Here is a 17355-nt window from a genome sequence, read left to right as displayed (position 1 = left end):
TAAAACATGGCTGCAGAAGAAGTTACTCTATCAAGCCATATTCAGCACCACTTGACCAATGCCAAGATGTGCTCGACCGATGCCGGTCTTGCCTTCAACAAAGCATGTGCGGATAGTGGTTTCTGGACATGGCATGTAGATACCCTCGCATGGTCAATCGGTTTAGGTCTGATATTTTTATGGATCTTCCGAAGTGCCGCTAAAAAATCCACTATAGGTGTTCCTGGTAAATTCCAGTGCTTTATCGAGATGGTTGTTGAGTTCGTTGGTGCCAACGTACGTGACACTTATCATGGTAATAGCAAGTTAGTTGCACCTTTAGCCCTAACGGTCTTCGTTTGGGTATTCCTAATGAACTTGATGGATTTGATTCCAGTTGACTTCCTACCTGCATTCGCTGGCTTTGTTGGTGAACAAGCATTTGGTATGGATTCACACGATGTGTACATGAAGATTGTACCTACAACAGACTTAAACATGACAGCTGCACTGGCGCTAGGTGTGTTTATTCTGATGATCGGTTATTCAATTAAAATCAAAGGCATCGGTGGCTTTATTGCAGAATTAACATTGCACCCATTTAGTTCTAAAAACAAACTAATGATGGCAGTGTTGATCCCGTTTAACTTACTACTTGAAACAATCGCATTGGTTGCTAAGCCGTTCTCGCTAGCACTACGTTTGTTCGGTAACTTATACGCAGGTGAGATGATCTTCATCCTTATCGGTGCAATTGGTTTGATGCAGTTACCACTGCACTTCGTGTGGGCAGTATTCCACATTATGGTAATCGTTCTTCAAGCATTCGTATTTATGATGCTGACTATCGTTTACCTCAGTATGGCTAGTACAAAAAGTCACTAATCAGCTGAATAATAAAGATTTTTACAACTTAAATTTAAACTTAAACTTTAATTTACTATTAAAACTTTGGAGATAAAAATGGAAATCGCAGTTGCTATTAAACTTATCGCTGTTGCACTACTAATCGGTTTTGGTGCTATCGGTACTGCACTAGGCTTCGGTAACATGGGTGGTAAGTTCCTAGAAGCATGTGCTCGTCAACCTGAGCTTGCGCCTTCACTACAAGTTAAAATGTTCATCCTAGCTGGTCTTATCGATGCCGTTGCAATGATCGGTGTAGGTATCGCTATGTACATGTTGTTCGCTCTTTAATATTGCAAAATACCTGAAACGAACAACTGTCAAGTAAGGAGGAGCGGTCGTGAACTTAAACGCCACTCTAATAGGTGAATTAATCGCATTTGTGGTCTTCGTATGGTTCTGTATGAAGTTCGTATGGCCACCACTAAATGGTGCGATTGAAGCTCGCCAGAAGAAAATTGAAGATGGTTTAGCGGCATCTGATGAAGCTGAGAAAGAACTTGAGCGCGTACGTGCACAAGGTGCTGAACAGCTGAAAGAAGCGAAAGCACAAGCGGCTGAAATCATCGAACAAGCTAAGAAGCGTGCTGCGCTGATTGTTGACGAAGAGACTACTCGTGGTCAGCAAGAGCGTGAAAAAATCATTGCTCAGGGACACTCTGAAATTGAGTCTGAGCGCAACCGTGTGAAAGAAGAGCTGCGTTCACAAGTCGCTGCACTTTCTATCGCAGGCGCTGAGAAGATTTTAGAGCGTGAAATCAATCAAGCCACACACAGTGACATCGTTGAAAAACTTGTCGCTGAGCTTTAAGTAGGAGGGTATGAGCATGTCTGAATTGACTACTATCGCTCGCCCATATGCTAAAGCGGCTTTTGAACTTGCCGTTGAAAAAGGCACAGTTGAAGCTTGGAATGAAATGCTGTTCTTCGCTGGTCAAGTTACCAGCGACGAGCAGGTTCAGGCGCTACTTGGTAGCATCGCTACTGAATCACAGCAGTCTGAAATCATTATCAAGTTATGTGCTGAGCAACTCAACGAACAAGGTCAAAATCTTATCAAGCTGATGGCCGAAAATGAGCGTTTAGCCGCCATTCCAGCTGTTGCAGAATTGTTTGCTGAACTAAAAGCAGACTATGACAAAGAAATCGAAGTAGATGTGGTTTCAGCAACAGTGCTTGCAGATGATACGCAAGCAAAATTGGTCGCGGCACTTGAGAAACGTTTCGCACGCAAAGTTAAGCTGAATTGTAGCATCGACGAAGCCATTGTAAGTGGCCTAGTGATTAAAGCCGGTGACACCGTAATCGACGGTTCTGTTCGCGGCAAGTTAGATCGTCTTGCGACGTCGCTACAATCGTAATTGGGAAAAAGAGCATGCAACTTAATTCCACAGAAATTTCTGCACTGATCAAGCAACGCATTGAGCAGTTTGAAGTTGTAAGTGAAGCGCGTAACGAAGGTACTATCGTATCTGTTACCGACGGTATCATCCGCATCCACGGTCTTGCTGACTGTATGCAGGGTGAGATGATCGAGCTTCCTGGCAACCGTTATGCTATCGCACTAAACCTTGAGCGTGACTCAGTAGGTGCTGTAGTAATGGGTCCATACGCTGACCTTAAAGAAGGCGTAAAAGTTAAATCAACTGGTCGTATCCTTGAAGTACCAGTAGGCCGTGGTCTACTAGGTCGTGTTGTTAACACGCTAGGTGAGCCAATCGACGGTAAAGGCGCTGTTGATAACGATGGTTTTGAACCAGTTGAAAAAATCGCACCTGGCGTAATCGAGCGTCAATCAGTAGATGAGCCAGTACAAACTGGTTATAAGTCTATCGATGCGATGATCCCAGTTGGTCGTGGTCAGCGTGAGCTTGTGATCGGTGACCGTCAGACTGGTAAAACAGCACTAGCAATCGATGCTATCATCAACCAAAAAGACACAGGCGTTAAGTGTGTGTACGTAGCGGTTGGTCAAAAAGCGTCAACAATTGCTAACGTAGTACGTAAACTAGAAGAGCACGGTGCACTTGCAAACACTATCGTAGTAGTTGCTTCTGCATCAGAATCTGCAGCGCTACAATTCCTAGCGCCGTTCTCTGGTTGTACTATGGGTGAATACTTCCGTGACCGCGGTGAAGATGCACTAATCGTATATGATGATTTGTCTAAGCAAGCTGTTGCTTACCGTCAAATCTCACTACTACTTAAGCGTCCACCGGGCCGTGAAGCGTACCCAGGTGACGTTTTCTATCTTCACTCACGTCTTCTAGAGCGTGCGTCTCGTGTAAACGCTGACTACGTTGAGAAGTTCACAAATGGTGAAGTGAAAGGTAAAACAGGTTCATTGACGGCATTGCCAATCATTGAAACTCAAGGTGGTGACGTTTCTGCATTCGTACCTACCAACGTTATCTCAATCACTGACGGTCAGATCTTCTTAGAAACTGACTTGTTCAACGCAGGTATCCGTCCAGCTGTTAACGCTGGTATCTCGGTATCTCGTGTAGGTGGTGCAGCTCAAACTAAGATTGTTAAGAAACTAGGTGGTGGTATCCGTCTAGCGCTAGCTCAGTACCGTGAACTAGCGGCGTTCTCTCAGTTCGCTTCTGACCTTGATGATGCAACACGTGCACAGCTTGAACACGGTGAGCGTGTAACAGAGCTAATGAAGCAGAAACAGTACGCACCGATGTCTGTTGCTGATATGTCATTATCGCTATTTGCAGTAGAGAAAGGCTTCCTAAAAGATATCGAAATCAACAAGATCCTTGATTTCGAAGCAAGCCTAATCGCATTTGCTAAGAGCGAGTACGCAGAGCTAATGGCTCAAATCAATGAAACTGGTAACTACAACGCCGAGATCGAAGCGCAGCTTAAAGAGCTTCTTGAGAAGTTCAAGTCTACGCAAACTTGGTAATGTGTTATTAAGGTGAGTAGGTTACTACTCACCGAGATTCGGAGAGAGAGTCATGGCCAGCGGAAAAGAGATAAAAAGCAAGATCGGGAGTATCAAGAATACTCAAAAGATCACCAGCGCAATGGAGATGGTTGCCGCTTCTAAAATGAAGAAGGCACAAGAACGCGTAGCGTCTAGTCGTCCATACGCTGAAAACTTACGCAAAGTGATCGGTCGTGTTGCTCAGGCTAATCTTGATTTCCATCACCCGTTCCTTGAAGAACGTGATGTGAAACGAGTTGGTTATATCGTTATCTCTACAGACCGTGGTCTTTGTGGTGGCTTAAACTCAAACGAGTTTAAGCGTGTAGCGAAAGACGTGAAAGCGTGGAAAGAAAAAGGTGTTGAGGCGTCGTTCGCAACACTAGGTAGCAAAGCTGCTGGTTTCTTTAGACGTTTTGGTGGTTCGCTTGAAGCCAAAAAGGCAGGGCTGGGAGATGCACCTTCAATTCAGGACGTAATTGGTCCTGTAAAAGTAATGCTAGATGCATACGAAGAAGGCAAAATTGACCGCTTATTCGTTGTGTACAACAAGTTTGTCAACACAATGAAACAAGAGCCTGTTATCGATCAGTTATTACCTTTGCCAAAAGCTGAAGAAGAAGTATCAGCTCACGCTTGGGATTACTTATATGAGCCAAGCCCAGAGGCGATTTTAGAGACACTAATTGTGCGCTTTATTGAGTCTCAGGTTTACCAAGGCGTAGTTGAGAATGCTGCCTCTGAGCAAGCTGCCCGTATGGTTGCGATGAAAGCCGCAACTGATAACGCAGGTGGCCTGATTGATGAGCTACAGCTGGTATACAACAAGGCACGTCAAGCCGCAATCACACAAGAAATCAGTGAGATTGTGAGCGGTTCGGCTGCCGTGTAACGCTTCGGCAAAGTTTAATAAGAGGAATAGACATGAGTTTAGGTAAGGTCGTCCAAATTATCGGCGCCGTTGTGGACATCGAGTTTCCACAAGACAACGTGCCAGCCGTATATGACGCACTAAAAGTTACAGAAGGCGACTTAGCTGGTTTGACACTAGAAGTGCAACAGCAGCTAGGTGGCGGTGTGGTACGTGGTATCGCACTAGGTAGTACTGACGGTCTACGTCGCGGTACTCCAGTACAAGGTACAGCTGAGCCAATCAAGGTTCCAGTTGGTACAGCAACACTAGGTCGTATCATGAACGTACTTGGTGACGCGATTGATGAAGCGGGTCCTATCGGTGAAGAAGAGCGTTGGTCTATTCACCGTGCAGCACCATCATACGAAGATCAAAGCAACTCTGTTGAACTTCTAGAGACTGGTATCAAGGTTATCGACCTTGTATGTCCATTCGCTAAAGGTGGTAAAGTTGGTCTATTCGGTGGTGCGGGTGTAGGTAAAACCGTAAACATGATGGAACTTATCCGTAACATCGCAATCGAGCACAGCGGTTACTCAGTATTCGCAGGTGTTGGTGAGCGTACTCGTGAGGGTAATGACTTCTACCATGAGATGAACGACTCAAACGTACTAGACAAAGTATCTCTAGTATATGGTCAGATGAACGAGCCACCGGGTAACCGTCTACGTGTTGCACTAACTGGTCTAACAATGGCTGAGAAGTTCCGTGACGAAGGTCGTGACGTACTATTCTTCGTAGATAACATCTACCGTTATACACTAGCAGGTACTGAAGTATCAGCACTTCTAGGTCGTATGCCTTCAGCAGTAGGTTACCAGCCTACACTAGCTGAAGAAATGGGTGTTCTACAGGAGCGTATCGCATCAACTAAGACAGGTTCAATCACTTCAATCCAAGCGGTATACGTACCTGCGGATGACTTGACTGACCCATCTCCAGCAACAACGTTTGCTCACTTAGATGCGACAGTAGTACTTTCTCGTGATATCGCGTCTCTAGGTATCTACCCTGCGGTAGACCCTCTAGATTCAACTTCACGTCAGCTTGACCCACAAGTTATCGGTCAAGAGCACTACGACACAGCACGTGGCGTTCAGACAGTTCTTCAGCGTTATAAAGAGCTGAAAGACATCATCGCAATTCTAGGTATGGACGAGCTATCTGACGAAGATAAGCAAGTTGTATCTCGTGCACGTAAGATCCAGCGTTTCCTATCTCAGCCGTTCTTCGTTGCTGAGGTATTTACAGGTGCACCTGGTAAATACGTATCTCTTAAAGACACAATCTCTGGCTTTAAGGGCATCCTAAACGGTGATTACGATGATATGCCTGAGCAGGCATTCTACATGGTTGGCTCAATCGACGAAGCAGTTGATAAAGCTAAAAACATGTAATTAGGAGGTTGTTATGGCAATGACAGTACACCTTGATGTAGTAAGTGCAGAGCAGAGCTTGTTCTCTGGCGCTGTGACTACTATCCAAGTGACAGGTAGTGAAGGTGAGCTTGGTATTCATCCAGGTCACGCGCCACTACTGACTGGCCTAAAACCTGGTATGGTACGTTTGGTTAAAGCAGATAGCTCAGAAGAAGTTATCTACGTTGCAGGCGGTACGCTTGAAGTTCAACCACAAACAGTAACTGTTCTAGCGGACGTTGCTATTCGTGCGGAAGAGCTTGACGAGCAAGCTGCTGAAGAAGCTAAACGTGAAGCGCAAGCGCAAATGGCTTCTGGTACTACCGGTGAGTTGGATTACCAACAAGCTGCGGTACAACTAGAAGAAGCCCTTGCTCAACTACGCGTTATTCGCCAGCTGCGCAAATAAGCAACCACCTATCTGGTTATCAAAAACCCACGCATTGCGTGGGTTTTTTTATGAACGATGTATACCACCCAATCAATTTGAAAGTATCAAGCCGACCGACCCAAACGAAGTTCAAGATTTCTCAACGAGGTTGCCTCCTTGGGTTTATTCCAATTCACTTAATTAAGCGAATTGGTATTACTTAGTACATTTAACCTTTCCTACTCTTAGGAGAGCTACAAAATGGCCACCAACCTATTGTGACAGTGTTAATTCTTTATGTTGAAGTTCTTTTTTAGGAATGCTGACGTATCAAATATGCAGGCTTAAGCTGTTTGTCACGATTCATTACTTTTTGTATTTATTGTTATAACTATATGTTTATTAAACTAATAATTACTTGGTCACACGTTGTGGCGTGAGGTAACAACACTTCACTTTTCGTATCCGCTTTCTACTCTCTAAACTCAACCAAACAAACACAGAGAAAAGTGAAATCAACGGGGATCAAGTTATGAAAATTTTTACGCATCAAGTCGGTGTGTTGTTGCTACTCCTTGTGTCTCAGCACAGCTTGGCGCAGCGTATCGTGACTACCGCTCCGGTTGTCGAAAACAGCCGAGGGATCACGAGTAAGTTGGTTGCAGAGGTTGTTGATTCAGATGCCATCGTACTATCTAGTTACAGCAGCGCGCACGTTCTTAGGATTAAAAAGATTGGAGAGCGAGTAAATGCTGGCGATGTGATTGCACAATTGGATACTCAATTTCTATCGTTGTCGGAGCAAAAAAAGCGCTTTGAGATTCACCAAGCTGAGGCTCAGGTACAGCATCTTAATGTTGAGTTAAAGCGACTCGAAACCTTATCAAAAACTAAAAGTGTTAATCAATCGGAGTTAGATCAGCTTACTTATGAGCTTGCGAGCGCCAAAAACAAGGTATCTGAGCTTGAAGTCAGTCTGACAGAAATCCAAAGACATATTTCGCTTAGTACAATTCGTGCTTCTGAAAGTGGCTTTGTCGCAGAAACCTTCGTACGTAAAGGCGAATTTGTCCAAGAAGGGGATGCGATTGCAAGAGTCAATAATTTTGCTGCGATTGAGCTATCTAGTCAGCTTCCCATTGAACTACTTGATTATATTGATGAGCATGCTGAACTGATCATCGAAAGTGAGCTACAGGTACCGAAGCGCATAGGCACAGCCAAGGTCGCGAGAGTTGTACCTGAAGTAAGTGTAGGGACTGGCGCTGTAAAGCTATTTGTTGAACCGGAACCTGGATTGAAAGATAAGCTAGTATTAGGCTCTAACCTGTCCATACAACTCACAATCACGATACCAAATAGTCTGCTTATCCCTGGTGATGCGCTGATCCCAAGAGGCAAGGATAGTTTTGTTTACAAATTAAAAGCTGATAGTTCAGTAGAAAAAGCCAATGTAAAGGTACTTGCTGGCATTAATGGTGATTATGTCGTGAGTGGTGCGCTATCTGCCGGGGAGGTTGTTGTCACTCGAGGTGGACTAGGTTTGAAATCCGGTGATGTAGTAAAAGTGGATGAAAGGGTAGCTCAATTATGAATAGCAGAATACTGAAAAATCCTCACTATGTGGTGAGTTTTTTTCTCATCATAATCATCTTGGGTATTGCCGCTATACCCAAACTCCCTGTTCAATTACTTCCAGATATTGGTGAAGACCGAATTGTTGTAGGAAACTTCTGGCCGGGCGCATCGCCCATGGAAATGGAGCGTCAGATTGTTGAACCAGTAGAGGAGCTGTTAAGTAAAGTGCCCGGAGTGTTGCGTTATGAAACCGATACTGGGACTGGGTTTGCTTGGGTAAATATGACCTTTCAGCCAGGCACCGATATGCAGGAGGCTTATATTGAAGTTATCGATAAGATGAATCAATTTAATACGCGGCCAAAAACAGCACTAGAACCAATCATTCAAAACAAGTCAAAAGATAATAAAGGTAGCATTGCCGGCCTAGTACTTTTCCCAAATAGTGCAGGGGTTCCGGCTGATCGAGCAAGATACACAGAAGTATTTGAGAAATATGTCAGACCTAGAATCCTAGCGATTCCGGGCATTAGCAGCCTCTCGCCTTTAGCGTCAACTGAACAGCGCATAGATATTATTTTTGACCCTGAAAAGTTGACTAAATACACATTGACGATAGATCAAATGCTAAATATTTTGCGCAATTCTCTAGATCAAAGTGTCGGTATCGTTGAACAAGGCACACGCAACTTTGCGGTACGTTTTGAGGGTCGTCGTGATATCTCAGATCTCAATGGGCTAGTTATCGCTAAGAATGAGCAAAAGGTGGTTACACTCGGTGATGTTGCCTACATCGAAAATGCCTTTGTTACTGATTCATCGCCCGTTTACTGGAAGCGACAGCAAGCTTTTTATGTCAGCGTTAATGCTGCAACAGGGTCAAATGCTTTAGCATCTTTGGCACAGCTAAGAAAAGTGATGACTGAACTCAATACTACAGTACTGCCTGAGCTAGGTGTACAAATGGAATTGACCAAGGATGACTCTAAAACCATCAATAGTGCAGTAAGTATGGTGCAAAATAACCTGATCCTTGGGGTTGTATTATCTACTTTAATTCTATTTTTGTTTGTTAGAAAGCTCCCGGTTATCGCGATGATATTCATCAGTTTACCAATTTCCATTTTGGCCACATTTTTGGCTATGCAGGTTTTGGGTAGAACATTTAATGTGATATCGCTTGCCGGTATTGCTCTGTCGACAGGCATGATTTTGGATGCTGCAATCGTCGTGGTTGAAACTGCAGTGCGATATCGAGAGCAGGGGGAGCGTGTTGTAGACGCGATACATAAAACGATGGCTGAGGTATCGGGAGCGCTGGTAAATTCAGTGGTATCTAGCATTATCGTATTTGCTCCAATACTTTTGATGCAAAGTGCAGAGGGCAAGTTATTCCACGATTTGGCCATCACTATTTCATCGGCTCTAGGCGCTTCTTTGTTTGTTGCTTTACTGCTGTTACCACTGCTTTTACGCTATATTTTGCCTAGCATCAAAGCTCTGGATACGACAGGAGACTTTGTCGATAGAATTTCTGCACGCCTTGCACGTATGGTAGTAAGTTCACGAAACCGAAGTGCGATGCTCCTGTTATTAGTGGTAGTACCAATCGCCGGACTGATATTACTCGCGCCTAAGTTGAACATTCTACCGCAAGTGGAAGGAACGCGCGTTAACGTGTCTGTTAATGTCAACCAAAGTATGAATCATGAAGCGTTAACCGGTGAGTTGTTGATGCCCATAAATCAACTGATTGAAGCTGAGCAGGAACAGCAACAAGGCCCGCTTATTGATAAATTTTTGTCATTTGTTTCGGGAAGTTCGTCGGTCCAGTTGGTGCTATATCCCAAAGAACCTGAGCAGGCTGAGCAATTAAAGTCTTGGGCAAAAAACACACTAGAAGCGGCTTTTCCACATGCGAATGTGTATGCCAACTTTAACTCTTTACTTGGTTTTGGTTTGTCTACCAATCGTCGGGTTACTATCGATTTTACCGGTACGTCGCTGGATGATTTGCAATTAATTGGGCGAGAAGTGTATGAGCATCTAAACACCAATATGGGTTATGCCAACCCGTGGAGCAACACACCGCTTTATAATGATGACCCACAAATTATCTTTACTCCAAAAGACAATCAACTGCTTGAGTTGGGAGAGTCCCAGTATAATTTGTCACAGAAGTTACGTGCTCTGACCGACGGTGTCTATATTGGGGAATATTCTAATGGCACAAAAAACTTACCAATCTATATCAAAGGGGAAGATTGGGATGCCATCAATAATGTAATGGATACACCGTTGTATTTTCCACTTGAAAACAAAGTCACCCTGTTAAGGACCTTAGTTGATTATGAGTTGGATGTCGGGCCAAGTTCTTTATATCGTCTAAATGGCTTTCGTACATTATCAATTAATGTAACGCCACCGCCTAGCGTTCCCTTATCTACTTTTATTGACGATCTCAAAGTTCAAGTGACCCCAATTATTGGGCAACATATGCCACAGTCCGTTTCGGTGTCCTATCGTGGTAGCGCGAGTAAATTAAATGAGCTTATTTCGGATATGCTGCAACAGTTTAGCTTTGCAATGCTAATTCTATTTTTACTTGTATCCGGGTGGTTTAAGTCTTTCCGCAATGGTTTGGCTATTATGCTATCGTTACCTATTGCACTGATTGGCGGGATGTTAGCACTCAATACCGTTAATCTTTTTACCTATCAACCTTTAGATGTTATCTCAATGATGGGGTTCATCATTCTAATAGGACTCGTTATTAATAATGCAATTCTGTTTGTAGGTCATTTTAATGAACTTGATAGTTTGCGCTATACCATAGGCGATAAAATTCAGTTAGCGATTAAATCACGAGCGCGGCCTATATATATGAGTACACTGACGAGTATTTTTGGAATGTTGCCTCTGGCCATTATTCCTGGCGTGGGTTCGGAGATTTATCGTGGCTTGGCCATTGTGATCGTTGGTGGTATGACATTCAGTGCTATATTTTCTCTTTCTGTTATGGCTGCCTTGTTAAGTTTACCCGTTTTCGCCAAATACAAAGAGCGAGAAGCCCACTTCCCACACGCTGAAACGGTTTCATAATATTTATTTACCTAGTTGAACCCCATCAAGGCCACACTTAGTTGTGGCCTTTTTATGTATTGCACATTGTATCTTTTATGAGTTGAAGAGATCTGGTTTTGCTATGAAACGTGTAAAGTTGGAAACCTCATCAAGGCTACACGATGTGTCATATTATGCCCTAATGTATAAGAGCATTTGAGTCTGTGCTGAGCGCTATGACATGAAGTATTAATCGAATATTACACCCAACAATACGCCGCTTATTTAACATTACGATCTGATTTCCGTAAGCTTGGGAGTCATTATTGTGAGTTAACTGGCATTGAAGTATTGTGACATATTTATTTCATGACAGCAGCTTACACACTAAAACTTAGTTAGCAATGTTAACTTATTCTCATATTACAACTATTCAGGTCCCATTTCATCTTCACACTCCTGTGACTATCCGCTATGAATGGCCTAATAAAACAAAAGAGTACTTAGTAATAGATAAAAGATAGCAATATTGATTTTTTACAGACTATTGTTTTTGTTGGTTTTATTTATATTTTTGGTATGTAATCAATTGAAATAATGCGTAGTCATGAATGGTGGGGTGGTAAATAGGCTTTTTACGCTTAAAGTAGATTCATCAAATCGAAGCACGATAATAAAGTAAATGAATGCTCGATATAAATTAAACTCAAAAATTGGAAATAAATATGTTCTCTACATTAAAAAAACTAGCGCTAACAACTCTACTTACTTTAACTACAGTATCTGTAAATGCTTATGAGCAAGATACTAACAGTCAAGATAGTGCAACAGTAACGGATGACTTTGTAGTAACACCTGCATGCCCTAGTTTTCCTAAATGTTGGCCGGCTCTACCTCCAACATCAACGTCACAACACAGCACAAATAAAGAATAAAACGATAGCATCGAAGAGATTGCTTACATCCTATTTCCAATGCTGAAAAGTGGTAATAGGTGATGCACTCAGTAGTGATAATGTTACTGAATAAGCACTACTAAGCAAAAAATATAATTAAAATCAATTAAAAACAAAAATTACACAAGGATATAATATGTTTTCTAAAATAAACTCAACAACAATGAAATCACTTTTTATCGGCACCGTGTTTTTTATTCTGTGGGCGCCAGCAAAGGCTTCCGAACAACCTTATTACGCGAATGGTGCCAACACCACGGATACCCCAAATGGTGAGGTTATTACCCCAAGTTGCCCAAACTTCCCTAAGTGTTGGCCGGAAGATAACTCAACGGAAGAGTAATAATGACACTCTACCGCCAAGTGGATACTTACATGCGGTAGTTGGATTATTTAAAGTCTCATAGTAAAAGGTTAAGAAAGGCGTTTTAACACCTATGATCGTTCTAGCCCGTTGTCCTCTGCAAAATGATATGTGATGCAGAGGACACTTTATCGTATCGAGTTAAAAATAGACGTTGTAAAGGTCTGTACTCGGTGCTGCTCGTTGCAGTAGCAATAGCTTTTGTTCGCTCGGATGGAGTTGAAATTTTGCGTAGAATGCGTATTTCAGTAGAGAAGCTCGCTCAGACTTGCCTGAATTCAAATCTGTACGAACCAAATCATACTTATAACCATTTGAAACAGAATAATAGACGTATTGAGATGTAAGGTGCCAAGAAATATTAGATGCTAACTCTAGCTTTGCTATCGGTTTACTTTCTTTCATCGTGTCTAATGGTGCTCGATACAATTGGCCATCAGTACGCTGATAATATAGATACTGGCCTTTGGGATCCTCTTTTGCACTGACTACATTAGAAAGCAGTGGTTCTGATTTACCGCTGTTGACATCTTGGCGTATAAGCCAAAACTGATTGCCTTCCTTTCGTGAGAAGTAGATTGAACGTCCATCATTGCTCCAGCTCGGATTTTGAATATTTTCTAACTGAGTGGTTAGATAGTGTATTTGTTTGCTATTGATATCTAAGGTAAATAGTTGGCGGTCTAAAATACCGAGTATGGAGTGATGCTTTGGGTGATACTCCAGGTCGCTTATATTGTGATGCTGAGTAAACTCGGTTAATAACTCCATTTTTCCTGATGTTGAATAAGTCACGATTTGTGGAATATTGTCATATTCATAGCGGAACACTATGCTATTTGAGTCTGCCAGATAATCGGGATGTCCCTCTTTACCCGCAAGTGAAAACTCAAATAAGTTGTTGATACTATTGTTAAAGAATGGATTCTTAACTTCAATAATATCACGCACATTTTCTTCTTCCTTACCTACTAACAAGCAATGTTGTCCGCAGGTACTGTAAATTGAAGATAGCCCAAAATCGGTTTGCACTTGAGGGGTGAGCTCATTTTTCTGAGCGTTAAAAAAGAAGATTTCATTATTATTTGAAAGATAAAGGCCTGAACCGCTTTCATCCCAAACGATATTTTGCGGTATAAAGTCAAGTACGGTATTGCTCTGCACTTTTCCAGAGGCCAATTCTAAAATGATCAAGTGTGTCCGTTGATAATTTGAGTATCTTAAAACGCCAAGGCGTGATCCATCCCCTGAAATTGCTGAAAAGTAATCTCCATAAGGATTAAAGTCTGGGTAAGTTACCTGAGTTAGGCGTTTACTGTTAATATCGATCTTAAAGATGGTATTTGGATAATCCGATTGCTTTTTCAGGGAAAAGTACAGCGCACTATCGTCTGGAGCCCAGGATAAATTTGGCTGAGATGTATCATACTTGTAGATCACCTCTTCCTTAGAAACATCCATTGCATCATTTAGCGATAAGATGACTAGTTCTGCATGATTGCCTTTTTGTTTTTGTGCAGCGATTTTCTTTCCATTTTTAGAGAATTTAGCGGAATAATAATTAGCCTCGCCTGGGCTTAACCTTTTAGTAACGTTGGTTGACAAAGATTTAATGTATAAGTTAAAAAAACCCGACACGTCTTTGCGATGAGAATAGACGACCATATCCGACTCTTTGTGGTAATCCGCCCAATCCTCTTCACCTGACATACTGGTGACTGCTTTTATTTGTTGTATTTCCTTTTTAGTAGGTTTCAAAATATAAGCGTAAGCCACATAGCAAGAAATCAATGTTACTATAAGTAATATAAACAAATACTTAGATTGATTCTGGAGAGTTCTTTTAATGTTCTTATTATCAGGGGATTGGATATTTCCAGGGATGTGATCAGCGTCGTTACCTTGTGTGACCGTCTCGATATTTACTTCGGCAATAAGCAGGTAGCCTTTGCTAGGCACGGTTTTTATATAAGTAGGAGACTTTACATCGTCACCTAGCGCATCTCTGAGCTTTTTAACGACTCGGCGAATAGCATTGTCTGAAACGATGCGCCCATCCCAAACATGATCAAGCAGCTCTTTTTGGCTTACATAGTCACCTTGGCGCTTAACTAGGTAGCATAAAAGCTCCATGGTTAAGGGTTCTAGCTTAATTACTCGTTCGGCTTCATCCACGGCATTGTTGTCATACAAGCGTGTTTTTTTGAAATCGATCTGAAATTGACCAACTGTAATTTGTTTATCTTCTAACCAAATTGCCCTGTTAACACTATTACCATTCATGATTATATTGTGTTTATTTAATGTGTTTTTTTGTTACCAAACAATGTAACACATTATAATGGGAAGTGTTTTGTCTTTCTGTGCTGATTATTCAATTATCTTGGCTAGTTTAGTTTTGTTCACCGTGTGTCGTGCACAAGGAACAGGTATTGGAAGGCGAAGATGAGCATAGAAAGAAAACATAGCACTATAAAAAAGGCACTTTTATTTAGTGGCCTATCAACTATGGTAGTAACCAGTTGCGCTAGTTATTGGTTATGGGATCGACTGAATTCTGCTCTGCCTTTATTAAATGGTGAAGTTAATCTTCCTCATATTGAAAATGAAGTTGTTATAGACAGAGACAGAAGCGGTGTGCCATCCATTATTGCACAGACAAGAATGGATGTATCTCGAGCAATGGGCTTCTTACATGCTCAAGAGCGCTTTTTTCAAATGGATTACCTGCGTCGAAAGGCGGCTGGTGAACTTAGTGCACTTTTTGGTGAGTCTTTTGTTAGTGCTGACAAGGAAGCTCGGCTACATCAATTCAGAAAGTCTGCGCGACAAGCTTATGAAAGTTTAGATGTTAGACACAAAGCACTACTTGATGCCTATGTTGAAGGCGTAAATGCTGGGCTTGAAAAGCTAGACAATACCCCATTTGAATATACTTTGTTACAGGCATCACCAAATCTTTGGCAAGCGGAGGATTCATTCTTAGTTTCTTTTGCCATGTTTATGGAAATGCAAGGCCATGATTACCGTAATACACTTTATCTAAATAAGTTACGACAAAACTTACCACAGGCACTGGTTGACTTTCTGGTGCCGCTGGGTACTTCTTGGGATCAGCCATTAGATACACAACATCTTGCCGCAATATCTATCCCTAGTGCTGAAGTTTACTCACTAAAAAGTGCTACTGACACTAATCAAGACATTCTGGCGTTGCATGAGCAAGCTGATTCTTTATATACAATGGCGTTACAAGATAGCCCTTCAGTTGCTGGCAGTAATAACTGGGCTGTGTCGGGTGCAAATACAAAATCCGGCAAGGCTTTAGTTGCCAATGATATGCACTTAAACCTCAATGTTCCCAATATTTGGTATCGAGTTGGCTTTTCGTGGCACGAAGCGAATGAAGACCGCAAATTAACCGGTGTTTCCTTACCCGGTCTACCGCTGATGATTGCGGGCAGTAATACGCATATTGCCTGGGGTTTCACTAACTCTATGGGAGATTGGTCTGATTTGCTGCGGATCCCTGCAGATAGAGGCCAAGAACTAGTCACACATGTTACACAGCACATTGATGTCAAGGACGCTGAACCTGTGGAATATGTCGTTGATATCACACCTTACGGACCTGTCGTTGAACGTGAACAGAATGGCGATTTATTGGTTTTACGTTGGGTCGCCCATTCATCCTCTGCGGTCAACTTAGGGTTATTGGAGGTTGAGCGTGCATCTAGCGTTGATACCGCGCTGCCTTTATTCAATAACACACATATGACGCATCTCAATGTAGTGGTGGGTGATGAACAAGGGAATATTGGCTGGACGATGTTGGGGGTATTACCAAAGAGAGCCCATTCAGTATGGGCTCCCATCGACTATGACAATAAAGAATATGACTGGTCAGGGTACTTAACGACAGATAAATATCCGAAACGTGTTAATCCTAAATCGGGTTTTATTTTTACTGCTAATGCACGAGTCGTTTCAGGTGATGAACTAGATATTATTGGTCGCGAAAACTACGCACTTGGCGCGAGAGCGCAGCAAATTCATAACGGTCTCAGAGTGATGCATGAGCCTAGTGAAGCCCAGATGTTGCGTACACAGCTCGATAGTCGCGCAATATTTCTCCAGCGTTGGCAGTATCTGCTGCTGTCTATTATGAATGAAGAGTTCATGGCCAAATATCCTGAATTGGCCGAATACCGAAAAATTGTCAATAACTGGAATGGTAAAGCACTTAAAGACTCCACCGGTTATTTGTTGGTGAGAGCATTCAGAACTCAGGTCGCACGCAGAGTTTTTAGCGGCATTCTGAGTGGAGTTAATGAAAGTAATCCCGACCTAAATGTTTTTGACTACTTCAGCTTAACCAGCCAGTGGGAAGGGCCACTATGGAAGTTAGTCAATGAGCACCCTGACCATCTCTTAAATACACATTTTGAGTCTTGGCAAGCTTTGTATGCCGATGCTCTGACTTTTTTGAATGACCACTTTAATAACACTCATGGTTCGATTGCGAATGCCAAATGGGGTGACTACAACAAAGTTGCTATTTCTCATCCTGTCGCTGGTGCTCTGCCACTCATTGGGAGGTTCTTTAATATCCCAGAATACGGTGCTGACGGAGATATCAACATGCCCCTAGTACAGGAGCAAAGCTTCGGTGCCTCGATGAGAATGGGGGTGACACCAGGTGAAGAGCAAAGTGGATTCTTTCATATGCCTGTAGGTCAAGCGTCCAATCCAATGTCGCCATACTGGATGGCGGGGCATGACGACTGGCAAAAAGGGGTATTCTCGCCATTTTTGCCGCAGGAAACCGTTTACTCGCTCAAGCTACTCCCCGCTGAGTCTAAGGAATAAA

The 17355-nt window shown here is 42.5% G+C and carries 13 protein-coding genes; 12 read left to right on the top strand and 1 reads right to left on the bottom strand.

Going from position 1 to position 17355, the window contains the following annotated elements; translation table 11 throughout:
• Positions 1-6: 6 nt before the first annotated feature.
• The 11 genes from atpB (at position 7) to CTT31_RS17925 (ending at position 12464) form a co-directional block, all read left to right on the top strand.
• The gene (gene atpB, locus CTT31_RS17975) at positions 7-864 is read left to right on the top strand and encodes a F0F1 ATP synthase subunit A (RefSeq protein ID WP_069021955.1); all 858 of its coding nucleotides are present in this window, start codon (positions 7-9) and stop codon (positions 862-864) included.
• A gap of 78 nt (positions 865-942) precedes the next feature.
• A complete protein-coding gene (atpE, locus tag CTT31_RS17970) occupies positions 943-1176 on the top strand; it encodes a F0F1 ATP synthase subunit C (protein ID WP_010376881.1) in 234 nt (77 codons plus the stop codon).
• A gap of 49 nt (positions 1177-1225) precedes the next feature.
• Positions 1226-1696 (top strand): F0F1 ATP synthase subunit B, encoded by a 471-nt coding sequence (gene atpF, locus CTT31_RS17965; RefSeq protein WP_010376882.1) that lies wholly within the window; start codon positions 1226-1228, stop codon positions 1694-1696.
• A gap of 16 nt (positions 1697-1712) precedes the next feature.
• Positions 1713-2246, top strand: coding sequence for a F0F1 ATP synthase subunit delta (gene atpH, locus CTT31_RS17960; protein WP_010604141.1), 534 nt, complete (start codon positions 1713-1715; stop codon positions 2244-2246).
• A 14-nt stretch (positions 2247-2260) separates the two neighbouring features.
• Entirely contained in the window at positions 2261-3802 is a 1542-nt protein-coding gene (gene atpA, locus CTT31_RS17955; protein ID WP_010376884.1) for a F0F1 ATP synthase subunit alpha, read from the top strand.
• Positions 3803-3854: 52 nt separating this feature from the next.
• The gene (atpG, locus tag CTT31_RS17950; RefSeq protein ID WP_010604140.1) at positions 3855-4715 is read left to right on the top strand and encodes a F0F1 ATP synthase subunit gamma; all 861 of its coding nucleotides are present in this window, start codon (positions 3855-3857) and stop codon (positions 4713-4715) included.
• Positions 4716-4747: 32 nt separating this feature from the next.
• Entirely contained in the window at positions 4748-6133 is a 1386-nt protein-coding gene (gene atpD / locus CTT31_RS17945) for a F0F1 ATP synthase subunit beta (protein ID WP_128732332.1), read from the top strand.
• Positions 6134-6146: 13 nt separating this feature from the next.
• On the top strand, positions 6147-6563 hold the full coding sequence (locus CTT31_RS17940; protein WP_010376888.1) for a F0F1 ATP synthase subunit epsilon: 417 nt from the start codon (positions 6147-6149) through the stop codon (positions 6561-6563).
• 493 nt (positions 6564-7056) lie between these two features.
• Positions 7057-8118, top strand: a complete 1062-nt coding sequence (locus CTT31_RS17935) for an efflux RND transporter periplasmic adaptor subunit (protein ID WP_211858922.1) — start codon at positions 7057-7059, stop codon at positions 8116-8118.
• The gene (locus tag CTT31_RS17930) at positions 8115-11204 is read left to right on the top strand and encodes an efflux RND transporter permease subunit (protein WP_260491704.1); all 3090 of its coding nucleotides are present in this window, start codon (positions 8115-8117) and stop codon (positions 11202-11204) included. Before CTT31_RS17935 ends, CTT31_RS17930 begins: the two co-directional genes overlap by 4 nt.
• A gap of 1053 nt (positions 11205-12257) precedes the next feature.
• On the top strand, positions 12258-12464 hold the full coding sequence (locus tag CTT31_RS17925) for a hypothetical protein (RefSeq protein WP_260491703.1): 207 nt from the start codon (positions 12258-12260) through the stop codon (positions 12462-12464).
• Positions 12465-12626: 162 nt separating this feature from the next.
• On the opposite strand, the gene CTT31_RS17920 is transcribed toward CTT31_RS17925, so the two are convergent.
• Entirely contained in the window at positions 12627-14768 is a 2142-nt protein-coding gene (locus tag CTT31_RS17920) for a winged helix-turn-helix domain-containing protein (RefSeq protein WP_260491702.1), read from the bottom strand.
• A gap of 162 nt (positions 14769-14930) precedes the next feature.
• On the opposite strand from CTT31_RS17920, the gene CTT31_RS17915 reads away from it, so the two are divergent.
• Complete coding sequence (locus tag CTT31_RS17915) at positions 14931-17354, top strand: penicillin acylase family protein (RefSeq protein WP_260491701.1); 2424 nt, start codon at positions 14931-14933, stop codon at positions 17352-17354.
• Position 17355 lies beyond the last annotated feature (1 nt).

It is taken from the genome of Pseudoalteromonas maricaloris (genome assembly GCF_024746855.1).
Classification (GTDB): Bacteria; Pseudomonadota; Gammaproteobacteria; order Enterobacterales; family Alteromonadaceae; genus Pseudoalteromonas; species Pseudoalteromonas maricaloris.
This window is presented reverse-complemented; position numbering and strand designations above follow the sequence as displayed.